Genomic DNA, 23624 nt, shown 5'->3' with positions numbered 1-23624 from the left:
TTGAATCCGGGAATTCTAGCGGAACTTCGGGGCCGGATGACAATGTGTGAGTATTTGCCGGTCTTGCCCTCGCTATGCTGGGTCCCGCTGTCGCCCGCGCGGCCCGGAGTGCGAGGGAGCCGTCCAGGGCGATATGCTGGTTCGACAGGGGGACATGGGGAAGGCTTCGGATGTTACTTGATAGTGCGTGCAGGATCCTCGGCAGCGTGGCAACGGCCGCGGCATTGTGCCCTTGCCTGGCGTGGCTGAAGCCGGGCAGCAGCACGGCGGACAAGGCCATGGTACGGGGCGCCCTCGGCCAGGCGCTCCTCGTGGCCATCGTGGCGGCAGGCGCGGCGATGGGGTGGACGTTCTCCCACCATGGCGCGAATGTGGTTGCCGTCGTCGCGGCCTTCGGCGCGGCCGCGCTGTTGACGCTGTTCGTTTTCACCATGCGTCCGCGGTCCGTGGCGCTGGGGCTGGGAGGATTGTGTGTCATGGCATGGGTGTCCGCGGCCCTGCTGGCCTTGCTGCTGGGCGCTTTCGAGGGCAACTCGGCGGCGGTCGCCGACCTGGGCGGCGGCATGGCATGTCGGGTGTCCGTGTATGGCTCCGCAGCCGCCGACTCCGGCGAGGATATCGAACTCTTCGAGCGTCACTGGCTGTTCGACTACCGGCGCGCATGGATCAGGCAATCGGCGGTCCATCCGGAGGACGATGCAGCCCTCGGCCCCGGGATGTCGGAGCTCGCGGTGTTGTGCCGCGCGCGGGTGGAGCAGCAGCGCACTCGAGTCGCGGGTCCGCGACCATGACGGACCGTTGGTTCAGTGCCGTCCCGGCGCCTCGATGACGTCGAACGCCGCCGGCATGTCCAGCAGGTACGCCTGCAGGTGCGCCACGCGCATCGACGGGTCGTAGCCCTGCGTCGAGGCGATGGCGGCGCGCAGGCTGGGCAGGGCTTCCGGCGTGTGCGGACTGTCGTAGGCGTCGACCAGCATGGCGACCAGGTCCGTCGGTGCGCTGGCGCCGCGGCGCAGGCGCGCGTGGATGACGCCCAGGAGCGTGCGCTGCATGCGCGGGGTCGGGTGTTCGATCCAGGCGAACACGCTGGGCGTGTTGGCGATCGCGTCGCAGATCGCCGTTTCCATCTGGTCGGCCTTGAGGTCGGAGGCGATGTCGAAGTAGGCGCGGTCCCAGCGCGTGCGCGGGTACTGGTGGCCGGGCGGGAAGCGGTCGACGCTTTCCAGGCCGAGGGCGCGGCTGGCGCGCGAGAGCAGGTTCGAGAGGACGTGCAGCAGCGGCATCGTGGACAAGAGAGCTACGTTGGAATGCCGCGTAGTGTAGCGCAAGAGAGGACACCGCAAGCCATGAGCGCGGGGGCGGCCGCAAGGACCGCCCGCCCGCGCGGAAAACGGTGGGGGAGCCGCCCCTCAGGCGGCGGCGAAGCGGCCGGCGCGGAAGTCTTCCACGGCCTGGAAGACCTCGGCCTGCGTGTTCATCACGAACGGGCCGTACTGGGCGATCGGCTCGTTCAGCGGACGCCCGGCGATGAGCAGCAGGCGGGTCGGCGCGACGGCCTTGATGCGCACGCCGTCGGCGCCTTGCGCATTGTCGAGGATCGCCATGCGCGCCTGCGGCACGCCCTTGCCCTCGACCACGGCTTCGCCGCGGAAAACGTACAGGAAGGCGTTGTGCCCGGCCGGCAGCGGCTGCTCGAAGGTCGCGCCTTCCGGCAGGTCGATGTCCAGGTACAGCGGCTGGGTGCCGTCGCGCTGCACGGCGCCATCGACGCCATGGCTGCTGCCGGCGATCACCTGCACGGTGGCGCCGGAGGGCAGGGCGAAGCGCGGCACTTCCCCGTTCGGGATGTCGCGGTACCACGGCGCGCTCATCTTGTCCTTGGCAGGCAGGTTGAGCCACAGCTGGAAGCCTTCCATCAGGCCTTCTTCCTGCTCCGGCATCTCGGAATGGATCACGCCGCGGCCGGCCGTCATCCATTGCACGCCGCCGTTGGTGACGAGGCCTTCGTTGCCGGCGCTGTCGCGGTGGCGCATGCGCCCCGTCAGCATGTAGGTCACGGTCTCGAAGCCGCGGTGCGGGTGTTCGGGGAAGCCGGCGATGTAGTCGCCGGCCTTGTCGCTGCCGAAGGCGTCCAGCATCAGGAACGGGTCGAGGCGGCGCTGCAGCGGCTGCGTCAGCACGCGGTTGATCTTGACGCCCGCGCCGTCCATCACGAACTGGCCGCCGAGCACGCGCTCGACGCCGCGCGTCCTGGTCACGGTCTGGGTTGCCACTTGCTGGGTCATGATGTCGGTCTCCTTCGGAAAACGCCGCCCGGACGAGTGCGGGCGGCGGTGGTGCGCTTGCTTAGATGGCGGCGACGGCGGCGTCGGCGGTGGCCTGGCCCTTGGCCGCGGCTTCCGGACCCATCGCCAGGCCTTCCGAGTAGATGAAGGTGCTGTCGGTCATGCCCAGGAAGTTCAGCAGCATGCGGATGTGCGGGACTTGCGGGTCGGCGTCGGCCGGGTACACGCCGCCGCGGGCGATCGTGACGTAGACCTTCTTGCCCTTCAGCAGGCCTTCCGGGCCGGTCTCGGTGTAGCGGAAGGTGGTGCCGGCGCGGCAGATGGCGTCGAACCACGACTTCAGCTGGCTCGGCATGCCGAAGTTGTACATCGGCGCGCCGATGACGACGACGTCGGCGGCCTGGATCTCGGCGATCAGGGCGTCATCCTGCGCCACGCGTGCCGACTGGGCGGCGCTGCGGTTCTCGGCCGGGGTGAACAGCGCGCCCAGGGCGGCGCCATCCAGTTGCGGCAGCGGATTCGCGCCGAGGTCGCGCACGGTCACTTGCGCACCGGCGTTGGCGGCGGTCAGCTTGGCGACGATCTGCTTGGCGACGCGGGTCGATTCCGAATCGGTGGCGCGCTGGCTCGAGTTGATTTGCAGGATGTTCATGTGTTCTTCCCTTCGTCGTTGGTGTGGGTTGGACTTGCGATGGAGACACTTTAGCGGTTCCAAATAACGAACGGAAGACGGTAGAATGGATAACATTATTCAACCGATGGAACAATAATGGACGTCGAACCGAACGACCTGCTGCTGTTCGCCCGCATCGTGGAAGCGGGGAGCTTCAGCATGGCGGCGCAGCGCCTGGACCTGCCCAAGTCGACCGTGTCGCGCCGCATCGCGCTGCTCGAAGCCAGCGTGGGCGAGCGCCTTCTGCAGCGGACCACGCGCCGGCTGATGCTGACGGAATTCGGCACCAGCCTGCTGGAACACGCGCGCAAGGTGGCCGAGGAGGTCGAGGCGGCAGGCGCCCTGGCCCAGCACCGCCAGGCGGAACCGAGCGGCAGGCTGCGCGTGTCGGTCCCGAACGACTTCGCCAACATCGGCATGACGGAACTCATCCCGCGCTTCTGCGAGCGCTATCCGGCCGTGTCGCTGGAACTGGACCTGTCGCCGCGCCGCGTGGACCTGGTGGCGGAGAACTTCGACGTGGCGATCCGCATGGGCGACCTGCCGGAGGATTCGACGCTGGCCGCCCGCCGCATCGCCGTCGAGCGCTTCGGCCTGTACGCGGCGCCGCGCTACATCGCCCGGCGCGGCCTGCCGGAACAGCCGGACGACCTGCTGGCCCACGACCTGCTCTGCATCCTGAGCCGCAGCGGCGGTCCCATGCCCTGGGTGCTCACCCGCGGCAAGGTGAAGTGGGAGCGCGCGCTGCCCGCGCGCCTGACGGCCAATTCGCCGGAGCTGCTGGCGCGCATGGCGCGCGGCGGCGCGGGCATCGCGGCCAGCTCGGACCTGTTCGTGGCGGACTACGTCAAGAAAGGGGAACTGGTGCGGGTATTGCCGGAGTGGGAACTGCCGACGGCGACCGGCTGGGCCGTGTTCCCCGGACGGCGGCTGATGCCGGCCAAGACCCGGGTATTCCTCGACATGCTGGAAGAGATGTTCTGCAAGGACCGGGAGAAGGACGCTTGAATCACAGGTAGAACGCCGTCGCCCCTGCGCAGGCAGGGGCCCAAGGTTGCATGCGTAAGCGCAGCGCGTCGAAAATTGGGTCCCCGCTTGCGCAGGGACGACGTGCTTGTGTCGCTCAGGCCGGCCGGTTGCCCATCAACTCGCCCAGCCGCACGGAGCGTTCCGGCGCCCAGTCGCCATTGAAGGCGATCGTGTCCTGCTGGAACAGCATGACGATGGTCGAACCGAGCAGGAAGCGGCCCATTTCCTCGCCTTTCTTGAGGACGATGTCCTGGTCCGCATACGTCCATTCGGACACCTTGTTGGTGCGCTTCGGATTGACGACGCCGTGCCACACCGTGGCCATGCTGCCGACGATCGTCGCGCCCACCAGCACCAGCACGAACGGGCCGTGCTCCGCCGACTCGAACACGCACACGACGCGCTCGTTGCGGGCGAACAGGTTCGGCACGCCGCGCGCCGTCGTCGGGTTCACGGAGAACAGGGCGCCCGGCACGTAGATCATGCGCGTCAGCTTGCCGTCGCAGGGCATGTGTAGGCGATGGTAATCCTTGGGCGACAGGTACAGGTTGGCGAAGCTGCCGTGGCGGAACTGCGCCGCCAGCGTGGCGTCGCCGCCCACGAGTTCCGTCGTCGTGAAGCGGTGGCCCTTGGCCTGCAGGATGTGGTGGTCGTCGATGCTGCCGAACTGGCTGATCGCGCCATCCACGGGGCACACGAAATCGGCCTGCGCGAGCGGGCGCACGCCGGGCTTCAGCGGGCGTGTGAAGAATTCGTTGAAGCTCTTGTAGCTGGCGATGTCCGGGTTCTCGGCCTCGTTCATGTCGACCCCGTATTTACCCACGAACCAGCGGATCAAACGGGTCGTCATCGTGCCGCCCTGGGCGCCCGCGACGCGGCCGGCAAAGGAGGTCAGGCGCTGCTTGGGCAGCAGGTATTGGGGCAGGACTTTCAGACGATCGGACACGGTAAACCTCGGATGGAAGACGGTTCATTATAGCCGCACGGGCGGGAGGGGGAATGGTTTTGCCGACCAGCCCCCCTGGCCGGACATGCATATCAAATTTATTTTCGTAAGAGCAACAAAAAGATTGCAAGATCGAGCACAATATCGCCGCTTCCACTTCGACGATCCCGCCCGACTCTCCCATGCCTGCCACCGCATTCCCGTTCCGCCCGACGCTGCTCGCCACCGCGCTGTCCCTCACGTTTTGCGCCCATGCCCAGCAGGCCGCGCCGGCACCGGCACCCGACCGGGCGCCCGACGCCGCGCCAGTGACCCGCACGCAGGCAGGCAAGACGCAGGAGCCGCGCAAGACCGAGAAGATGCAGACGGTCGAAGTGAAGGGCGCAGCCGAGTCCTACGACCCGCGCCGCGACGACACGGCCAGCAAGATCGTCGTCAACCACGACGAGATCACCAAGTACGGCGACACCAGCGTGTTCGACGTCCTGAAGCGCGTACCGGGCGTGACCGTCAGCGGCAGCGGCGGTCGCGGCAGCGAGATCCGCATGCGCGGCCTGGGCGCCGGCTACACCCAGATCCTGCTCAACGGCGAACGCGCGCCGGCCGGCTTTTCGCTGGATTCGCTGGCGCCGGACTCGATCGAGCGCATCGAGGTCCTGCGCGCGGCCAGCGCCGAGTATTCGACGCAGTCGATCGCCGGCACCATCAACATCATCCTCAAGAAGACGATCAAGACGGCGCAGCGCGAGGTGAAGACGCACTATGGGTACGCGTCCAACGGCCAGAACCGCGGCGTCAACGCGCTGCTGTCGGACAAGGCCGGCCAACTGTCCTACTCCGTGAACCTGAACCTGTTCCGCGGCCACTTCATGAACGAGAGCACGTCGACGGAGGAATTCTTCGACGCCGCCGGCAACCGGTCCGGCCTGCGCCTCGGCGTGGAGCGCGGCCCGGGCACGTTCACGGCCATCAACCTGGGGCCGCGCCTGAACTGGACGTTTGCGAACGGCGACACGCTGACCTCGCAGACCTTCGTCAACATCCTGCATTTCAGCCAGCACAACGACGAATCGGTCGACACGGTGTCCGGCCGGCCGCCCGCATATCCCGTCAACGCGCAATCGATCGCCAACGACAACCGCTTCTTCCGCGAGGAGCTGAACTGGGTCCACAAGTTCGCCTCGGGCGGCAAGCTGGATGCCAAGGCGAGCGCCTTCTTCGCGAACACGGCCAGCGACAGCTGGCGCTACGGCGACGGCAACCCGGCCGTCGGCGACCTGCACGACCGGATCCTGAACGACGGCGTGGAGCGCGGCGCCTCCAGCCAGGGCAAGTACACGAGCGCGCGCTGGGAAGGCCACGCGCTGGCCTTCGGCTGGGACGGCGGCTACTCGACCCGCGGCGACGCGCGCCGCGAAAGCGACTACCTGCGTCCGGAACTGCCGCTCCCGGGCGGCATCGAGGACTACGATTCCTCGCTGGCGCGCCTGGCCGTGTACGCCCAGGACGAATGGAACGTCACGCCGCGCTGGTCCGTCTACCTGGGCGCGCGCTGGGAAGGCATCCGCATCCGCACGGAGGGCGAATCGTTCGGCGTGGGCCACTCGCGCTCTTCCGTACTGAGCCCGCTGATGCAGACGCTGTACAAGCTGCCCGACACGAAGGGCGACCAGGTGCGCTTCGCCATCACCCGCACCTACAAGGCGCCGGGCCTCGGCAGCCTGATCCCGAGCCGCAACATCTCCGTCAACAACAGCCAGACCGAGCCCGACTCGATCGGCAATCCGGACCTGAAGCCCGAGCTGGCGCTGGGCTTCGACGCAGCCTACGAGCATTACTGGGCCGAAGGCGCGCTGCTGTCCGTGAGCGGTTCCACGCGCCGCATCGAGGACTACACGCGCAACCTGACCGTGTTCGACGGCGCGCGCTGGGTGTCGACGCCGTCCAATGCCGGCAATGCCCGTACCTACGGCCTGGAACTGGAAGCGAAGTTCCCGCTGAAGGCGGTGATCGACACGAAGGAAGCGCTGGACCTGCGCGCCAGCCTGTCGCGCAACTGGTCGAACGTGGACTCCGTCCCGGGGCCGGACAACCGCCTGAACGCCCAGACCCCGCTGTCCGCCACGCTGGGCGCCGACTACAAGAAGGGCCCGTTCACGGTGGGCGGCACCTACGTCTTCAAGAACGGCGGGCCGGTGCGGGTGTCGGTCAACCAGTACAGCTACCAGTCGGTGCGGCGCGACCTCGACCTGTACGCGCTGTGGAAGTTCGATCCGAAGCTGCAGCTGCGCGTGGCCGGCAGCAACCTGCTGGCCCAGGACTGGATCAACGCGGGCAGCTACCTGACCCCTGGCGTGGGTGCGCAGACGCTGCGTACGCTGCAGCCGGGCCACCGCAGCGTGCGCGCGACGCTGGAGATGCGCTTCTAGCCGAGCCGCATCGCCGCCGCCCCGCAGGCGATCAGGCAGGCCGCCGCCACGCGCGCGCGACCGACCCGTTCGCGCAGCACGAAGGCGGCGATGGCCGTGGCGAACAGGATCGACGTTTCGCGCAGCGCGGCCACCGCCGCCACCGGCGCGCGCGTCATCGCCCACAGCGCGATCCCATACGAGGCGAGCGATGCCAGGCCACCCAGCGGCGCCACCAGCGGCCGGGCGCGTGCCTGCGCCAGCAGGGCGGGCAGCCGCCGGCGCGCCGCGAGCAGCCACACGGCCAGGCCCGTGCACAGGAAGATCCACAGCGTGTAGGCCGCCGGCGCGCCGGACCGCCGCACGCCGGCGCCATCGACCAGCGTGTAGGCGGCGATGACGCAGGCCGTCAGCAAGGCCAGGCCCGTCGCCCGTCCGCGGCCGCGCGCGCCCAGCCACATGGCCAGCACGCCGCCGCAGATCAGGCCAGTGGCGAGCCATTGCGCGCCGTCCAGGCGTTCCCCCGTCAGCGGACCATTGACGAAGGCCACCAGCAGCGGCGCGCTGCCGCGCATCAGCGGGTAGGCGTGGCTGACGTCGCCCGCGCGGTAGGTCGCGGCCAGCAGCAGGTAGTACGCGCACTGCAGGACACTCGAGGCGGCGATGAACGGCCAGCTGGCCGGCGACGGCGCGTCCAGGAACGGCAGCAGGATGGCGGCGCAGCCGGCGGCGCCCGCGACCACGAGCAGCGTGGCGACGAGCGGGTCGCCGGCGTTGGAGTCGGCGTTGGAGTCGGTGCTGGCGTCGTTGTTGGCGTCGACCTCGCGGTGCTTCAGCAGCGCATTCCATCCCGCATGCAGCAGCGCGGCGCCGAGCACGGCGCCCAGCACGGACGGCGGCATCGCGCCGGCGCTCACGTCCTGGCGCGGAAGTGGTGGCGCGCCGCGAGCAGCGCCGCGGCCTGCATCGCCGCGCACAGGAAGAAGGTGCCGCCGACGCGCCAGTCCTGCGGCGGCAGGTGGCTGGCGGCGCCGAGGATGGCGCTGCCCAGCAGCGGCATCAGGACCAGGCCCAGGCTGGCGATCGATTGCAGGGATCCCATCAGCTCGCCCTGCGCGCGGGCCTCGGTGGTCTTGGACAGGATGCTCTGCAGCGCCGGGCCGGCCGCGAACGCGAGCACGTTACACAGGATGAACACGTACATCATCCAGCCGCGCGTGGCCAGGCCGTACAGCAGGTAGGTGATGGCGCCCGAGCCCAGGCCCAGCAGCGTCAGGCGCACCTCGCCGAAGCGGCGGATCAGCAGCGACAGCAGGCCGGCCTGCACGGCGATCGAGCACACGCCCACGCAGAACAGCGACAGGCCGTTCTCGCGCGGGCCCCAGGCGAAACGGAAGGTCGTGTACAGCACCCAGGTCGACTGCAGCATCATCTGGGCGAACTGCAGCAGCGTGTAGCACACGAGCAGGGCGCGGATGTCCGTGCGGCGCACGAGCCGCAGCAGCGCGGAGAAGGGATTGATGCGGTCCCAGGCGAAGGCCGAGCGGCGTTCGGGCGGCAGCGATTCCGGTACCGCCACCCAGCCGTAGACGAAGTTCGCGGCGGACAGCGCCGCGGCCACGTAGAAGGGCAGGTGCAGGTCCTGGTTGCCGAGCAGGCCGCCCAGCACGGGCCCGCACACGAATCCCAGGCCGAAGGCGGCGCCGATCTTGCCGAAGCTTTTCGCGCGCGTTTCCGGCGTCGAGACGTCGGACGCGTAGGCGGAAGCCACCGACATGCTGGCGGACGACGCGCCGCCGATCACGCGGCCAATGAACAGCCAGGCCAGGCTCGGCGCCCAGGCCGTGCTGAGGAAGTTGATGCACATGCCGGCCATCGAATACAGCAGCACGGGCCGGCGTCCGACGCGGTCGCTGAGCGCGCCGACCATGGGCATGCACAGGAACTGCATCAGCCCGAACACGGCGCCCATCACGCCGTACCACAGCGCCTGTTGTTCGCGCCCCTGCACGTAATCGCCGACGAGGGCCGGCAGCACGGGCACGATCAGGCCGATGCCAAGCATGTCGACGAACACGCAGATCAGGACGAAGTTCAGGTTGCCGGCCGGCGGCTTGGCCAGGGTCGCGCTGCTGGTCATGGGAGGCTGCTCGCGGAAGAGGGACTCCCATGGTAGCACTGATTGCTACAAAGACATCACAACCCGGCGGCGATCAGCTGCCGCGCCACTCGGCGGCGAACGTCGCCCGGAAGTCTTCCAGCAGTGCCAGCCGCGCCTCCGCCAGGGCGCGCCCCGCGGCCGTCTGCATCATGCCCGGCAACAGCGCGAGCTTGACGGGGATGTGGTCGAGCGCATAGCGCTTGTCGTCCAGCGGGCGGTCGCACGCGAGCGGATCGCCGTCGTGCGCCAGGCTGCTGCCCATCCGCCCGGCGATGTAGAACATGCGCGCCAGGCCGACCGCACCCAGGCCGTCCAGGCGGTCGGCATCCTGCACGATCTGCGCTTCCAGCGTCTCGGCTGGAATGGCCGCCGAAAAACTGTGGGCGGCGATCGCGTGGGCGACGGCGTCGAGCCGGTCGGCCGGGAAGCCCTGGTCGGCCAGCAGGCGGCGCGCCAGGTCGGCCGACAGCGTGGAGGCCTGGGCGCGGCGCGGGTCGTTCTTTTCCAGGTTGACGAGGTCGTGCAGGTAGCAGGCCGCCAGCACGACGAGGCGGTCGGCTTCCGGATGGTGTTCCATGATCGACTCGGCATTGCGGCGCACGCGCTCCAGGTGGCTGGCGTCATGGGCGCCGTCGTCGCCGGCGGCGCTCCTGGCGATGGCGGCCAGGCGCGGCTGCCAGGTATCGAGTTCAGTCTGCATCGGGTTCCATCGTGAGGGTGCGTTCGAGCGCGCGCTGCGACAGCGCGTCGGCATCGAGGTTCTTGTGGCGAGGCACCCAGCGCAGCGTGGCCTGCGGCAGGCGCGCCAGCAGGGCTTGCGCCCGGGTGCGCCAGGGGGCCAGCACGGGTGCAGCCATGGCGTCTGGCGCCGCGACGTCGTCGATCACGACGCGGCTGTCGCCGTAGACGGTGAGGTCGGCCGCGCCATGGGCCAGCGCCGCTTCGAGCACGGCGACCAGCGCCGCGTATTCCGCTTCGCTGCTGTTGCCATGGCCGACGTCGCGCGCGATCTCGACGGAGAATCCGCCCGGTCCCGTCAACAGCGCGCCGATGCCACAGCGGCCCGGATTCGGCCGCGCGGAGCCGTCGAACCACGCGCGCCAGGCCGTCGGCCGGCCCGCATGCCGGGCGTCCCGCCTTGCCTTGGCGGCGGCGCGCAGCGCGATCCGCGCCGAGGCGCGTTCGGCGTCGCGGGCGCGCAGCAGCGCGCGGTCCGCCAGCAGGGCAGGCAGGCCGGCCTGGCCGGCGCTCGCCACCAGCGTGCGCCGCAGCGCTTCCGCTTCGCTGAGGCCGTGCGCGCGCGCCAGGCGGCGGCTGGCCGTGCGCTCGCTCTTGTAAGCGGCTTGCAGCAGGTCCTGTTCGTCGACTACGTCATTCATGCCGGGAGGATACCCGATTTTGGCGCCGTGCCGCCTGAAAGCAAAAAAGCGCCCGGAGGCGCTTTGTCGTGGAGACCGGCGGCAGCTCAGCGCCGCCAGGCATTGTCCGGGCGGTGATCGTAGCGGTTCGGGACGCCGTCGCCGTCGCGATCGCGGTCGTAGCGGTTCGGGATGCCGTCGCGGTCCTCGTCGTAGCGGCCGCGGTGGGGGCGCTCGAAGCGGTCGGGGACGCCATCACGATCGCGGTCGCGGTAGCCCGGACGGTCGTAGCCGTAGCGCGGGCCGTCGTAGCGGCGTTCGAAGCGGTCCGGCACGCCGTCGCGGTCGCGGTCCGGGCCGTAGGGCGTACACGCCGCCGGGCGCATTGCCCAGCCGCCGCGCGACTGGTACCAGACCGGCGCGCTGTAGGCATAGCCCGGGCGCTCGACGACCCACACGCCGCGCGACCATACGTGACGATGGCCGTTCCACTCCCAGTGGCCGGGCGCCCAGACGTAGCCGTGGCGCGGGGCCGGCACGACCTCGTACAGCGGCGGCGGGGGCGCCGTCGAGACGAACAGGCTGACATTGGCCTGGGCCAGCGAGGGGAGCGGGGCGGCGATGGCGCCAACGGCGATCAGGGCGGCGAGTGCGAAGGGTTTCATGTCTGTCTCCAAAAAAACCGGGATTCCGATGGCTTCACTATAGCGTGGTCCGCAGTGAAAAAAGCCTGTTGAAGCAACTACTTACATCTGATACGACTTTGTTCGGCCGACGTTTTCGGCACCCCTCGGCTAGGGACAGGAAACATGCACGGGGAGAGGACGGATGATCGGAGCGGTAGTCGAGGCCCTGGCGGCCAACCGGACGCGCTGGCGGCGCGCGCGCAACCTGCGCGCGGGGGCGCGCGGGAGTGCTCCCGCCACGCTCCGCCCGCACCGGGGCTGGCGCCTGGCGTTGCCGTCGCCCCTGGGTTGGCTGACGGCCGGCTGCGCCGTGCTGGCCGTCGCCGGTGCCGTCGTCATCGCCCTGCATGCGCGCTGGCTTGCGGGCGCCGCCGGCGCGGCGGCCGAAGGCGATGCGCGCCTGGCTGCCTTCCAGCCCCTGCTGCCGGGTGCCGCCTTCACGGTGCCGGAGCACGCGGGCGTGCAGGTCCAGGTCCATGGCGGCACGGCGCTGCTGATCCTGTCCGGCATGCGCGCCGAGCCGGCCCAGCGCATCGACCTGTGCACGCAAATGCTCGATCCGTCGCGCCCCGGGCGGCTGCTGGCCCTGCGCGCCGGCTGGCGCTTCGACGACGTGGCGGCCCTGGCGGCGCGCAACGCGGCCGCAGCCAGCCCCGTCGCGCTGCGCAACATCGTCCTGGCCGCCGATGCCATGCCGCGCATCGTCGTCGACGGCTGGGCCGCGCCGGACTTCCGCCAGCCGGGCGCGCGCGGCCTGGCGCTGCGCTGGGAAGGCCAGGCGGCGCAGTGGCTGGGCGGCGGCGCGCCCCTGGCCAGCACGCCGACTGGAGAAGCGACACTGGGCGCGGGCGGCTGGCTGCTGTGGGGCGACCGCGCGCTGCGCATCGCGCGCCATGCCAGTCGCAGCTGCCCGACCGCCGGCGAGATCACGTTCCAGCTGTATCGCCCGGCCGCGCCGGAAGCGGTGCCGGCGCGCGCGCTGGTGGCCGCCTTGCCCGCCGCCGGCGATTCCCTCGAGACCTGGCTCGCGCCCGGCGACTGGCGCGTCCCGGCCGCCGTCCCCGCGGCGCGCGAAGACCAGCAGCTGTTCGAGCGCCTGAGCGCGCGCGGCCTCGTGCGCCTCGGCGCCGGCGGACTGGCCGAGCTGGCGCCGCCGGACCTTGCCGCCTGGCGCACGCTGGACCCGAAGGCGTGGGAAGGCGTCACCGTCGACGACGAGGCGAAGCGCCTGCTGGAACAGCTGTACCGCCGCGCCGACGGCGCCTACGTGCGCGAACAGGTACGCATCTTCAACGGCGAACGGCGCCTGCTGGCATGGCGCACGAGCGCCGGCCAGCCGCTCGCCGCCCGTGCGGAGGCCTGGGTCGACGCGGCGCGCGGCGACGCCATGCCCGTGCCGCTGGCCGACGACATGCCGGCGGCGGCCGCCCGCCTGTTCGCGCGCCTGCCGCAAGGCTGGGCGCCGTGGCAGCGCATCGCGTCCTGGCCGGCGGCGGGCGGCGGCGCGCGCCTGCGCCTGCAGGCGCCAAGCGGGCAATCGGTGCGCCTGATGCTGGCCGGCCGCCTGCTGGGCGTGCAGGGCGCGCAGCTGCGCGGTGCCCCGCTGGCCGCGTGCGACGGGCGCGCCTGCCGCCAGCCGGACGAGGTGCAGGTGCTGGACCTGGTGCCGCAGGCGGGCAGCCGCGAGATCGTGCTGGACGTCGCACCGCTCGGCATGGACGCGCTGGCGACGCCGGGCGACGCGCGCTACCGTCACCTGGCCGTCAAGGATGGCCGCCTGGCGTGGCAGACGCTGCCCATCGGCGCCGGGACGGCGCGGCCCGCGACGGCCGACGTGGCGCTGGCCGACCGCAACGGCCGGCCCCTGTGGCGCGCCGGCGCGCCCGTGGATGCGGCGCGCGACGCGGGCCTGGCCACGCTGCTGGGCGCGCACGCGGGCCAGGACGGCGGCGTGGCCGGCATGCTGGGACGCCTGCGCGGCCCGCGCCACGCGGCCCGCCTGACGCTCGACCTGGACCTGCAGCAGGCAAGCCAGGCCGCGCTGGACTGCATCGGGCTGCGCGGCGGCCACTGGGACGGCAGCGCGTGCAGCGGCGCCGGCGCGGTGCCGGCCGGGCGCCAGGCCGGCATCGTCGTGCTGGACACGGAAACGGGCGATATCCTGGCCGCGGCCGGCGCCGGCAACGGCCGCGTCGATGCCGGCAACTGGCGCGAGGCGCGCGACTTCGACCGCATCGACCCCGCCGCGAGCCCGCTGCGGCTGCCCGCCTGGCAGCACGACGGCGGTGCCGAACGCAGTCCCGGCTCGACGTTCAAGATCGTCAGCGCGCTCGGCCTGGAGCTGGCGGCCCGGCGCGACCGCGAGCTGGATGGGCTGCTGGACGGGATGCCGCTGTCCGCCATCAATGCCCTGGCAGCGCGCCGCGGCTACGCCTTCCGCACCGATGCCCCCTTCTATCCGCTCGACCGGGGCGCGAAGATCACGAACTTCCGCGACCAGGGCCTCGACCGGCGCGCCCAGGACGGCCGCCTGGGGCTGTCCCAGGCGCTGACCTACAGCCTGAACACCTGGTTCGCCTGGACCGGCGAGCTGTCCGACCGCAGCCTGCTCGGCAAGCCGGACGGCGGCGCGCCGGACCTGCAGCCGCTGCAGGCGGACAGCCTGGACGACGTCCGTCCCATCGTCGCCATGGCGCGCCGGCTGGGCTTCGGCACGGCGCTGCGCCTGGATGGCGGCCTGCTGCCGCCGGAATACCGCTGGTCGGCCTGGGATGCGCTGCAGGCCAGCGCGGCCGGCATCGACCCCGTGCACACCCGCCACGAGCTGCGCCAGATGGCCATCGGGCTGCGCATGCAGGCCACGCCGCTGCAGATGGCCCTCGTCGCCGGCGCCGTCGGCCAGGGCCGCGCCGTGGTGCCGCGCCTGCTGGCGGAGCTCGACGGCCAGGCGGCGGCGCCGCGCAAGGGGGCGGAGCTGGGCGTGCGCCTGGACCGCATCCGCGCCGGCATGAAGGGTGTCGTGGACGCCGGCACCGCGTCGGGCGCCTTCCGCGGCGCCGGGCTGGAAGGCGTGCGCCGCGGCCTGTCCGGCAAGACGGGCACGGCCCCCATCGGCGACGGGGACCTCGCCACGGTCTGGTTCACGGGCTGGCTCGAACCCGGCAGCCTGCCGGACCAGCCGCACCGCCTGGCCGTCGCCGTCTTCGTCAGCCGTTCCGACGGCACGGGCGGCGGGCATGCGGCGCCGGTGGCCGCATCGGTGCTGCGCTGGATGGCGCAACGGGGCCATAAGGACAAATTGACGGGTAAATAAGCGTCTGCTGCGCGCCTCGACGATGTGTTTGTGTGGCATGATTTAGTGAAAGGATTCACGCAAGTCAGCCAGGCCGGCGCCCGCGCCGGCACATCGAAGAGGGAAGTATGCGTTTGCCGGGCACCCGGTACCAGGAACCTGGTTGGGAAGAAGTGCGCAAGCTGCTGGGGCAGTGTTCGCTGGCCGCCTTGCGCGGCTGCGATCCGGCGCGCCTGCTCGACCCCGCTGCGCGCGCCGCCCTGCTGGACGATTACGTGGAGGCGGCCGGCGTGCAACTGCACGCATCGCGGGGGAGCGCCCGCGCCCAGGCTGCCGGCAACGGTTACGGCGACAGCGTGCTGGAGCTGGCCACGGACCTGCTGTTCGAACTGCAGGCACGGCAGGCCGACTGGGACGCGTTCTGCGCGGCCGTGGCGGGTGAAACCGCCCGCGACCCCGCGTTCTGGGGCCCGGCCGGCGAGGGCCTGCTGCGCAAGAAAGTGAACGACATGTATGCGCAGCTGCGCGACAAGGTCGACGCCGACAATTACCAGGCCGCCTGCGGCCGCGCGTGCAGCCCGAACCGCATGTATGCCTACCGGATGCTGGACACGGCCTACGGCGAACTGGCGCGCCTGTTCGCCGGCTGGGAGCAGCACCGCGGCCAGGTCGGCGCCATCCTGGGCCGCGACGTCCCGCCCGGCGTCGCGCCCATCGAGGTACGCCAGCTGCGCTCCATCGGCGACTGCCGGCCCGAGTGGATCCTGCGCTGGAGCGCGACGCTGCAGGAATTCGGCGGCGCCCCCGGACCCCTGCATACCCGCTCCAAGCGCTTCGCCAGCCTGAAGACGAGTCCCGACAAGATCGGCGCCATGTTGCGCGAGATCGGCGACTACGAGGCCTTGTCGGCGAACCGCGACCAGGATTGGCTGCAGGACCTGGACGACGCCTCCGTCTGGGTGGAAGATTACTGGCGCGTGATCCAGGAATCGCAGGAGTCCGCGACGCCCGGCCCGGACCGCATCCTCGAAGCGGCCCAGGATGCGCTGGACGCGGGCGAGCCGGAGTCCGCGGACGACGCCGACCCGGCGGACGCTTTGTCCCCCGGCACGGCTCCCGACCCGGCCTGGCCGGCCCTGGCGCTCTCCGTTTCACTGCCCCCCGGCTTCATGGAAGCGGCGGGCCAGCCGGCCGGCGCGCTCGGCCCGGCCGAGCGCCTGCTGGCGCAGGACGGCGTGCCGGTACGGCTGGCCGTGTATGCGAAATTGCTGGGGCCGGGCGACGAGTCCTATCCGGACGGCTGGCGCGATCCGGCCACGGGCGAGTTGCCGACCATGCAGCAGCTGGCAGCGCTGGCCCGGGTATCGCTGCCGACGCTGCGCAAGCGGCGCGACGCCGCCATCTCGCGGCTGGAGGCGGCGCTGGGCCGGTCGATGGCGAACGAGGTACAGGAGGAGGCGGATGCGCATGGATAGCAAGGGATTACCGACGACGCGCAGGCTGGAGGAAAGCCTGCTGCTGGGACGCCGCGTCGACGGCGACCGGCTGGTGCTGGACGACGCGACGCTGGCCGCGGCGCTGGACGGCAGCCGTCCCCTGACGGCAGGCGAACGGGCGGCGCTGCAGGCATCGCCCCTGACAACGCGCCGGCTGCGCCACCTGGCGCTGGAGCGGCGTGCGCGCCAGGCGCCCGTGCGCTGGCACGGCAGCCGCGGCATGCTGCGCGCCGCCAGTACGGGAACGGGCAGCGGCGGGGGCGGCAAGCTGCAGTTGCACACGGACGACGGCTGGTGGACGCTGCACCTGGTGCCCGATGGCGGCGCCGGCTGGCGTGCGATTTTGCAGCTGGCCCCGCAGGCGCCGTTCGCCGGCGCGTTGCTGGCCGAGCGCGCGCCGCTGCGGGTGCTGGACGGCGCCGGCCACACGCTGCTGGAAGGCTGCCTGGATGCCGACGGCGAATGCGAGGCCGACTGGCCGTTCGCCGGCACCCCGTCCGGCCACCTGCAGGAACACGGCGCGGCGTTTTCCGTCGCTCCCGCTTGAGACCATGAGGACACCATGATCGGATTCTTCAAACGCGCCACCCCGCCCGCCGAAGCCTGCGACCTGGGCCGTTCGGCGGTCGCGTTGCCCATGCGTGCCGGCTGCGCCGCGCCGCCGGGATGTCCGGTCGTGATCGTCGATGCGGGCGGGCGCACGCGCCGCGCCACGGCGGCGGCCGGCAAGCCCGTGCCGCTGCGCGACGGCGAGCTGGCCTGGACCTATCATCCGGGGCCGTACACGGTCGATCTGGTGCCGTTCGCCCAGGCGCCGGAACTGGGCCTGCGCACCAGCTTCGCCGTGGATGCCGCGGAAGCGCTGGCGCAGCAGCGCTTCGACCTCTACCTGTCGGCCGAGGCGGCGGGAAGGCTGGACCTGGCGGAGCTGGGCGGCGCCATCGAGGCCGCGCTGCAGCGCGAGCTGGCGCAGGGCGGCCTCGACCTGCCGCCGTGCACGACGATCGAGGAGTGGAACGCCTTCCGCCAAGGCCTGAACCAGCTGCTGTACATGCGCTTCGGGCTGACCGTCGACGATTGCGTGCCCGTGGACCTGGGCGAGACGCGCGACCATGCGGCGCTGCTGGCCGCGCGCGCTGCCGGGCAGCCGGCGACGCAAGCGCTCGACGGCGCGCCGTTGCCGCCGCCCGTGCCGGCCTTGCAGCACGAGAGCGGCGAGCGCTTCGAGCCGGCCGTGGCCGATGCGCGCGCGCTGCGCCGCCTGTTCCTGGAATTGCCGTGCCTGATGTGCGGCCTGCGCGGGGCCGCGCTGCCGTCCGGCCAGGACCTGTTCCGGCGCCAGCAGGCGCTGCTGCAGCGCCTGGATGTGCTGAGCGTGGGCGCGAACGCGATGCCGGCGCTGGCGCTGGCGGCGCCGGGCCAGCCGCTTGACGCCGGCGGCCAGTTGCGCCGCGCGCGCCACAGCCGGCGCGCCACGGTGGCGCTGGATGAGGCCTGGGCGCTGCTGGCGCGCATGCGCCACGGCGGCCAGAGCGCGCCGATGGGCGACGCCGAGCTGGGCAACCTGTACGACGAGGCCGAGCGCATCGTCGCCAACCTGGAGGCCGATTGCGCCAGCCGGCGCGCCGTACGGGCCGATGTGCAGGCCGACTTGCAGGCCGACATGCAGGCCGACGCGCAGGCCAGCGCGGCAGGGGAGGCGGCATGAACGCCGCACCGACCCAGGCAGTCTGCCGCAGCCGGCTGGCCGACGGCACGCTGCTGACCGTGACGGCCACCCGCCGCAGCCGCGACGGCCGCGCCGACGTCAAGTGCAGCGCCCCGGGCGACGCCCGCCTGGCCGAGCGCATGGCCGAAGTGGTGCGCCTCGCGCGCCACACGGAAGCGCGCTTCGACAGCCGCGACCAGGTGGTGCTGGGCATCGACCGGCTGCCCGCGGCCGGCGCGGGCAAGGTCGAGCGCGACTGGGAACTGGCGCTGGTGCTGGCCGACCGCATGGTGCGCGGCCTGTGGCAGCCGCGCGGCGAGATCGTCGCCAACGGCTGGTCGGACAGCTGGCAGCTGGGCCGCGTCGACGGTCACGGCATCGAGGGCGCGCCGTCCGGCACGCTGCTGGGCGGCGCGGACGGGCTGGCCCACCTGGGCCAGCTGCTGGGCCATCCGGATCCGGCGGCCGCCGTGTCCAGCGCGCGCGCCTGGTTCCCCCTGCACAGCGGCGGCGTGGCCGACAGCCTGGGCTGGGTCGACGTCAGCGTCCATCCACTGGCGCGCGACGGCCAACCGGCGGAGGACGAGGAGCAGTCGATCGCCGTGCCGGGCCAGGACGCGGCCCTCCAGCTGGCCGTGCGCCAGGCGCTGGCGGCGGCGCGCCACTTCGACGGCCGCGGCCTGGGCCGCTGGCGCACCACCGTGCGCTTCGGCGCCGGCCGCTTCCAGGGCCGTTCCTACGAACTGGCGCTGGTGCTGGCCGACCGCATCGCGCGCGGGCGCGAGTTCGTCCCGCGCGGGCGCCTGCTGGCGACGGGTTGCTCTGACGCCTGGCATGCCGGCCGCGTCGAGACGGTCGACGGCCTGGGGCCGAAATGCGCGCTGCTGCTGCGCGAAGCGGCGCCGGGCGACCGCATCCTGCTGCCGCGCGCCTGGCAGGACGGCCTGCCGCAGGGCTTCGCTGCCGGCATCGCCGCGGCCGGCGCCAGCCTGGCGTGCGTGGAACGGATCGGCATCATATAGACGGGCAATCGGCAAGGTATGAGCGGGCGTGCGCGCCGTGGCGCGTACGCCGGATTTCGCGGCCGGCTGCTAGAATCCGCCGGTTGCACAGGGCAAGAAGGAGACGGAGATGGTGAAGATGTTCGGATTCGGCGGCGCAAGCTGCCCGCGCTGCGACCGCAGGCACCAGGCGGCGGACGGCTATTGCGCCGGCTGCGGCCTCACGCTGGGCGCGCCGCGCAACCCTCCCGTGCTCGTGGACAACCGCTGGATGCCGGGCCCGGACGAACTGGCCGTGTTCTTCGGCGTGCGCGAACTGTCGGGCGTGTTCGTCAAGACGCTGCGCGTGCCCGCCACCGCCAGGGCCTTCATCCTGCAGGGCGACGGGGCGACGGAGGTGCCGCAGGGCGAGTACGAGATCGAGGGATTCTTCACCCGCCTGAACCACCTGCTGCGCGACCAGCATGCGGAGATCCTCGTCACGCGCAGCAGCGCGCTGCCGGTGGACTTCGACTTCGACGACCTGCCCAGCGCCGAGCACCTGATGGTGAGCGCGCGCCTCGTGCTGCAGCTGCGCATCGAGAACGTGCCCGCGTTCGCGCGCCATGTCATGACCATGCCGGGTACCATCGGCGCGGCCCAGCTGCGCGAGCTGCTCGCGGCGCCGCTGCGCCAGCTGGCCGCCGAGTTCGTGGCCGCGCGCTCGCTGCGCGACATGGCCGGCCGCGCCGAGCTGCGCCCGGAGCTGGACCAGCATCTGCAGGGCGGCCTGGCGCTGCTGCTGGCCGACCACGGCCTGGCCGTCGTGCGCGTCGAGACGCTGGCGTTGCGCCACGACCGCTTCGACGCCAACCGCCAGCGCATCGCCAGCCTGTGGCTAGCGGCCGACGAGACGCGCGTGCGCATCGAGCACGCGGCCCAGCTGGACACCCTGTACACGGAGGAAGAGTGGCGCAAGATCCGGCGCGAGGAGCAGGATTACCGCCTGCGCCACAAGCGCACCGAACTGCGCCAGGAACACGGCCTGGAGCGCGCCGAGTTGTCGCTGCAGAACGCCGAACGGGCCCAGGCGATCCGCGCGCGCGAGATCGAGCTGTACGGTCGCATCGTCGAATCGCGCACGCGCAAGCAGGCGATCGAGCGCGGCGCCCAGGACCTGGTCGCGGAACTGGAGCACGAGCTGGCGCAGAAACGGGGGGCGCGCACCGACCAGGACGCGGAATGGGCGCACCTGCGTGAACTGGCCGCCCTGCGCATGCGCGAGGAAGTGGCGCTGGCCCAGGCCGACGCCGCGCAGGTGCGCACGGTGGCGGCCCAGCGCTTCACCCACCAGCTGCTGCAGCAGCAGATCCGCAACAAGATCGAGCAGGCCAGGCAGATCGAGGATGCCGCGCGCCAGCGCGCCGAGCTGGCGCGGCTGCACGAGGCCGAGCAGGATGCGGCCCGGCGCGCGCGCGACATCGACGCCGAGGAGCATGCGGGGCGCCTGAAGCAGCTCGAGCTGGCCCATGCCGCGCGCCGCCGCGAGGCCGAGCGCGGCATCGAATGGGACGATGCCCAGCTGCGCCAGCGCATCGAGGCGCTCGACACCGAGTCGCGCCACGACAAGCTGCTGCGCACGATCGAGGCCGACGCGCTGCTGGCGCGGCGCGAGCAGGAAGTGCTGCTCGATGCGGAGCGCACGCGCACGGGGCTGCGCCTGGAAGAGCAGGATGCGCAGCGCCGCCACGAGCTGCAGCGCATGGAGACGCTGGGCGCCCTCGACGATGCCGCCAAGCTGGCGTTCGCGCCGGAGCCGAATGCGGCGCTGCTGGCCGAGCTGCTCAAGACGCGCGTGCATGCCGGCATGGACGCGGATCAGCTGGCGGCGCTGGCCGGCGTGACCCCGCAGGAGGCACAGGCCATGGCCCGCGCCCAGGTCGAGGAAGAGCGCCTGCGGCGCGAGCGCGAGGTCGACAAGGACCGCCGCCACCAGCTCGACCTGCTCGACCGCCAGAACGACGTCAACAAGGCGGCGCTGGCGACCCAGGCCAGCCTGGGCGCCGGCCTGCTGGCTGCCGCCCCCGCCGCGGGCCGCTGCGGCCACGCGGCGGCCCGTCCCGAAGACCGTTTCTGCGCCGATTGCGGCGCGGCGCTGCCGGCAAGGGGATGATGCAGACGGCGATGGACAAGCTGCGCGAATTGCGCGCGCTGCACGAAGACGGCTTGCTCAGCCGCCAGGAGTTCGACAGCCGCAAGAACGCGATCCTGGACGCCGCCTACGCGGCGGCGCCGTCCCCGTCCGCCTCCAGTTCCACCGCGACCGATCCCGGACTGGCGCGGGCCGGCACCGAGATTGGCCTCATGGCGGGCCAGGAAGTGGGGCCGCCGAACCGCCGCTACCGGCTCGAAAGCCTGATCGCCTACGGTGGCATGGGCCAGGTGTGGGAAGCGACGGACCTCGCCACCCATGCCGAGCTGGGACACAGCGCGCGCGTGGCCCTGAAGATCCTCCCGCCCCAGCTGACCGAGCAGAGCGCATGGGCCAGGCTGCTGGTCGAGGAAGCGGCAAGGGCGCGCCAGCTGGCGCACCAGCACATCGTGCGCGTGTACGACTGGGCGCGCGACCCGGCCACGGCCAGCTATTTCATCATCATGGAATGCCTCGAGGGCGAGGACCTGGACAGCCTGCTGGCGCGCGAACGCCGCCTGCCGCTGGCGCGCGCGCTGGACCTGCTGGCGCCCTTGGCCGATGCGCTCGACTACGCCTGGGACAAGCACCGCCTCGTGCACCGCGACATCAAGCCCGCCAACGTGTTCCTGGCCGGCGGCGACGTCAAGCTGCTGGACTTCGGCATCGCCGCGCGCGCCCGCGCCAGCACCGCGCAAGGCGTGGAAGCGCCGGCCACCTCGGGCACGGCGGGCTACCGCGCGCCCGAGGCGGGGCACGGGGACGGCGCCCCCGGCCGCTCCCTCGACGTGTATGCGACCGCCGTGATGGCTTACCAGATGCTCGCGGGGACGATGCCGTTCGCCGGGCAGCGCGCGGCCGGCGACGTCCCCGCGCGTCCCGACGGCTTGCTCGACGCCCAGTGGGAAGCGCTGCAATCCGGTTTCGCCTGGGACGCGCAGGCGCGCCCCGCCAGCGTGCGCGATTGGCTGGACCGGCTGCTGGCGGCGGGCGACGCGGCGGCGCGCCAGGCTGAGGAACAGGGCCGCGCGGCCGCCGAGGCCGCGGCCCGCGCGCAGGCCGCGCGGCGCGAGCAGGAAGAAACCCGGCGCGCGGAATTGCGCGCCCGCGTGCAGGCCGAGGCCACGGCGGCCGCCAGGGCGGCCATCGAGCGCCAGCGCCGCGAGCAGGAAAGGCTGGCGCGCGCGGCGGCCGAAGAGGCGCGCCAGGCGCGCAAGGAAGAATTGCGGCGCCAGCTGCACGAGCGCCGCGCCATCGAGGCGGAAAAGGCGCGCCAGGAACGCGAGGAAGCGCTGCGCAAGGCGGCGCTGGCGAAGGCGGCGGCCGCCCAGCTGGCGCAACAGAAGCGTGCGCGCCCCGATGCCGCGGGCCAGGACGAAGTTGCCCCGCCGGCCGCCCCATTGGCCGCCCCCGCTGCGGAAGCCTCCATCCTCGCCGCGGCACCCGTGCCCACGGAGGGCGTACTCACCGAAAGCGTGCTGCGGGACCGCTTCCTGGACGGTTCCTCGACGGGCCCGGAACTGGTGGTGCTGCCGACGGGGCGCTTCGAGATGGGCTCGCCGGAGCACGAGCGCAAGGTCGCGACGCAGGCCGGCGCCCAGAAGGGCTGGCTGGCGCGCGAACTGCCGCAGCACTGGGTCGGCATCGCGCGCGCGGTGGCGATGGGGCGCTATCCCGTGACGGTGGGCGAGTGGCGCGCATTCGTGCAGGCCACGGGCTGGACCCAGGGCGGCGATGTCGACTGGGAGGCGCCGGGATTCCCGCAGGATGCGCGCCACCCGGTCGTGGGCGTGAACTGGTTCGATGCGGTGCGCTACACGCGCTGGCTGTCGGACGTCACGGGCATGACCTACCGGCTGCCCAGCGAGGCCGAGTGGGAATACGCCTGCCGCGCCGGCACGAAAACGGCGTTCTCGTTCGGCGACGGGATCACCAGCGACCAGGCCAACTACGACGGCAACTTCAGCTACAACGGCGGCCCGCGCGGCGAGTACCGGGGCGGCACGACGCCGGTCGGCAGTTTTCCCGCCAATCCCTGGGGCCTGCACGACATGCACGGCAACGTGTGGGAATGGGTGCAGGACGTCGTCCACGACAACTACGAGGGCGCGCCCGTGGATGGCAGCGCCTGGGAAGAGGGCGGCGACCAGGCCCGCCGCATCCTGCGCGGGGGCTCGTGGCTGTACAACCCGCGCTACCTGCGCTCGGCGCTGCGCAACGGCTTCTCGGCCGTGCTGTCGAACGACATCGTGGGATTCAGGGTCGTGCGCGAGCTGTAGAAACGTACCGCGTCAACAACGCCGAGCACAAAAGCGTCGCCCCCGCGCAGGCGGGGGCCCAATTTCCGCACGCGTCACCATGATGCATGCAAGATTGGGCCCCCGCCTGCGCGGGGGCGACGTGTTCTGATA

Annotated in this window: 19 protein-coding genes; 10 read left to right on the top strand and 9 right to left on the bottom strand. The window is 72.0% G+C overall.

The annotated features are described in order from the left end of the window. Positions 1 to 206 precede the first annotated feature (206 nt). Positions 207 to 791: a hypothetical protein gene (locus tag ACI1V7_RS22890; RefSeq protein ID WP_404534219.1), complete on the top strand. Its 585-nt coding sequence runs from the start codon at positions 207 to 209 to the stop codon at positions 789 to 791. A 12-nt stretch (positions 792 to 803) separates the two neighbouring features. Here the strand turns inward: ACI1V7_RS22890 and ACI1V7_RS22885 are convergent, their stop codons facing one another. From ACI1V7_RS22885 to ACI1V7_RS22875, 3 genes are all read right to left on the bottom strand, one after another. Further along, entirely contained in the window at positions 804 to 1283 is a 480-nt protein-coding gene (locus tag ACI1V7_RS22885) for a hypothetical protein (RefSeq protein WP_404534592.1), read from the bottom strand. Between the two features lie 126 nt (positions 1284 to 1409). Continuing rightward, positions 1410 to 2285: a pirin family protein gene (locus tag ACI1V7_RS22880; RefSeq protein ID WP_404534218.1), complete on the bottom strand. Its 876-nt coding sequence runs from the start codon at positions 2283 to 2285 to the stop codon at positions 1410 to 1412. Between the two features lie 61 nt (positions 2286 to 2346). After that, the gene (locus ACI1V7_RS22875; protein ID WP_404534217.1) at positions 2347 to 2937 is read right to left on the bottom strand and encodes an FMN-dependent NADH-azoreductase; all 591 of its coding nucleotides are present in this window, start codon (positions 2935 to 2937) and stop codon (positions 2347 to 2349) included. Between the two features lie 117 nt (positions 2938 to 3054). On the opposite strand from ACI1V7_RS22875, the gene ACI1V7_RS22870 reads away from it, so the two are divergent. Beyond that, entirely contained in the window at positions 3055 to 3966 is a 912-nt protein-coding gene (locus ACI1V7_RS22870; RefSeq protein ID WP_404534216.1) for a LysR family transcriptional regulator, read from the top strand. 115 nt (positions 3967 to 4081) lie between these two features. On the opposite strand, the gene asd is transcribed toward ACI1V7_RS22870, so the two are convergent. Then, a complete protein-coding gene (gene asd / locus ACI1V7_RS22865; protein ID WP_404534215.1) occupies positions 4082 to 4933 on the bottom strand; it encodes an archaetidylserine decarboxylase in 852 nt (283 codons plus the stop codon). Between the two features lie 182 nt (positions 4934 to 5115). On the opposite strand from asd, the gene ACI1V7_RS22860 reads away from it, so the two are divergent. Then, positions 5116 to 7362, top strand: coding sequence for a TonB-dependent receptor plug domain-containing protein (locus ACI1V7_RS22860; protein ID WP_404534214.1), 2247 nt, complete (start codon positions 5116 to 5118; stop codon positions 7360 to 7362). Here ACI1V7_RS22860 and ACI1V7_RS22855 read toward each other — a convergent pair. The 5 genes from ACI1V7_RS22855 to ACI1V7_RS22835 form a co-directional block, all read right to left on the bottom strand. Next, the gene (locus ACI1V7_RS22855; RefSeq protein WP_404534213.1) at positions 7359 to 8258 is read right to left on the bottom strand and encodes an EamA family transporter; all 900 of its coding nucleotides are present in this window, start codon (positions 8256 to 8258) and stop codon (positions 7359 to 7361) included. The genes ACI1V7_RS22860 and ACI1V7_RS22855 overlap by 4 nt on opposite strands. Further along, on the bottom strand, positions 8255 to 9481 hold the full coding sequence (locus tag ACI1V7_RS22850) for a TCR/Tet family MFS transporter (protein WP_404534212.1): 1227 nt from the start codon (positions 9479 to 9481) through the stop codon (positions 8255 to 8257). Before ACI1V7_RS22850 ends, ACI1V7_RS22855 begins: the two co-directional genes overlap by 4 nt. A gap of 73 nt (positions 9482 to 9554) precedes the next feature. After that, positions 9555 to 10202 carry an HD domain-containing protein gene (locus ACI1V7_RS22845; protein WP_404534211.1) on the bottom strand — a complete coding sequence of 216 codons (648 nt, stop codon included), beginning with the start codon at positions 10200 to 10202 and terminating at the stop codon, positions 9555 to 9557. Continuing rightward, complete coding sequence (locus ACI1V7_RS22840; protein ID WP_404534210.1) at positions 10192 to 10881, bottom strand: ribonuclease HI family protein; 690 nt, start codon at positions 10879 to 10881, stop codon at positions 10192 to 10194. The genes ACI1V7_RS22845 and ACI1V7_RS22840 overlap by 11 nt, the downstream gene beginning before the upstream one ends. 86 nt (positions 10882 to 10967) lie before the next feature. After that, complete coding sequence (locus ACI1V7_RS22835; protein WP_404534209.1) at positions 10968 to 11525, bottom strand: hypothetical protein; 558 nt, start codon at positions 11523 to 11525, stop codon at positions 10968 to 10970. A gap of 163 nt (positions 11526 to 11688) precedes the next feature. Here ACI1V7_RS22835 and ACI1V7_RS22830 point away from each other — a divergent pair, with 163 nt between their 5' ends. The 7 genes from ACI1V7_RS22830 (at position 11689) to ACI1V7_RS22800 (ending at position 23492) form a co-directional block, all read left to right on the top strand. After that, positions 11689 to 14859, top strand: coding sequence for a penicillin-binding transpeptidase domain-containing protein (locus ACI1V7_RS22830; RefSeq protein ID WP_404534208.1), 3171 nt, complete (start codon positions 11689 to 11691; stop codon positions 14857 to 14859). Between the two features lie 107 nt (positions 14860 to 14966). After that, on the top strand, positions 14967 to 16313 hold the full coding sequence (locus tag ACI1V7_RS22825; RefSeq protein WP_404534207.1) for a hypothetical protein: 1347 nt from the start codon (positions 14967 to 14969) through the stop codon (positions 16311 to 16313). Further along, a complete protein-coding gene (locus ACI1V7_RS22820; RefSeq protein WP_404534206.1) occupies positions 16300 to 16881 on the top strand; it encodes a hypothetical protein in 582 nt (193 codons plus the stop codon). The genes ACI1V7_RS22825 and ACI1V7_RS22820 overlap by 14 nt, the downstream gene beginning before the upstream one ends. Positions 16882 to 16896: 15 nt before the next feature. Continuing rightward, positions 16897 to 18042, top strand: a complete 1146-nt coding sequence (locus tag ACI1V7_RS22815; RefSeq protein ID WP_404534205.1) for a hypothetical protein — start codon at positions 16897 to 16899, stop codon at positions 18040 to 18042. Continuing rightward, positions 18039 to 19064 (top strand): hypothetical protein, encoded by a 1026-nt coding sequence (locus ACI1V7_RS22810; RefSeq protein ID WP_404534204.1) that lies wholly within the window; start codon positions 18039 to 18041, stop codon positions 19062 to 19064. The genes ACI1V7_RS22815 and ACI1V7_RS22810 overlap by 4 nt, the downstream gene beginning before the upstream one ends. A 109-nt stretch (positions 19065 to 19173) precedes the next feature. Beyond that, entirely contained in the window at positions 19174 to 21195 is a 2022-nt protein-coding gene (locus ACI1V7_RS22805; protein ID WP_404534203.1) for a coiled-coil domain-containing protein, read from the top strand. Further along, positions 21192 to 23492 (top strand): bifunctional serine/threonine-protein kinase/formylglycine-generating enzyme family protein, encoded by a 2301-nt coding sequence (locus ACI1V7_RS22800; protein WP_404534202.1) that lies wholly within the window; start codon positions 21192 to 21194, stop codon positions 23490 to 23492. The genes ACI1V7_RS22805 and ACI1V7_RS22800 overlap by 4 nt, the downstream gene beginning before the upstream one ends. Positions 23493 to 23624: the final 132 nt, after the last annotated feature.

The sequence above is a fragment of the Massilia paldalensis genome, assembly GCF_044901715.1.
Lineage (GTDB): Bacteria > Pseudomonadota > Gammaproteobacteria > Burkholderiales > Burkholderiaceae_D > Telluria > Telluria paldalensis.
Note: the sequence above shows the minus strand (reverse complement) of the source record. Positions and strands in the feature narration are given on the sequence as shown.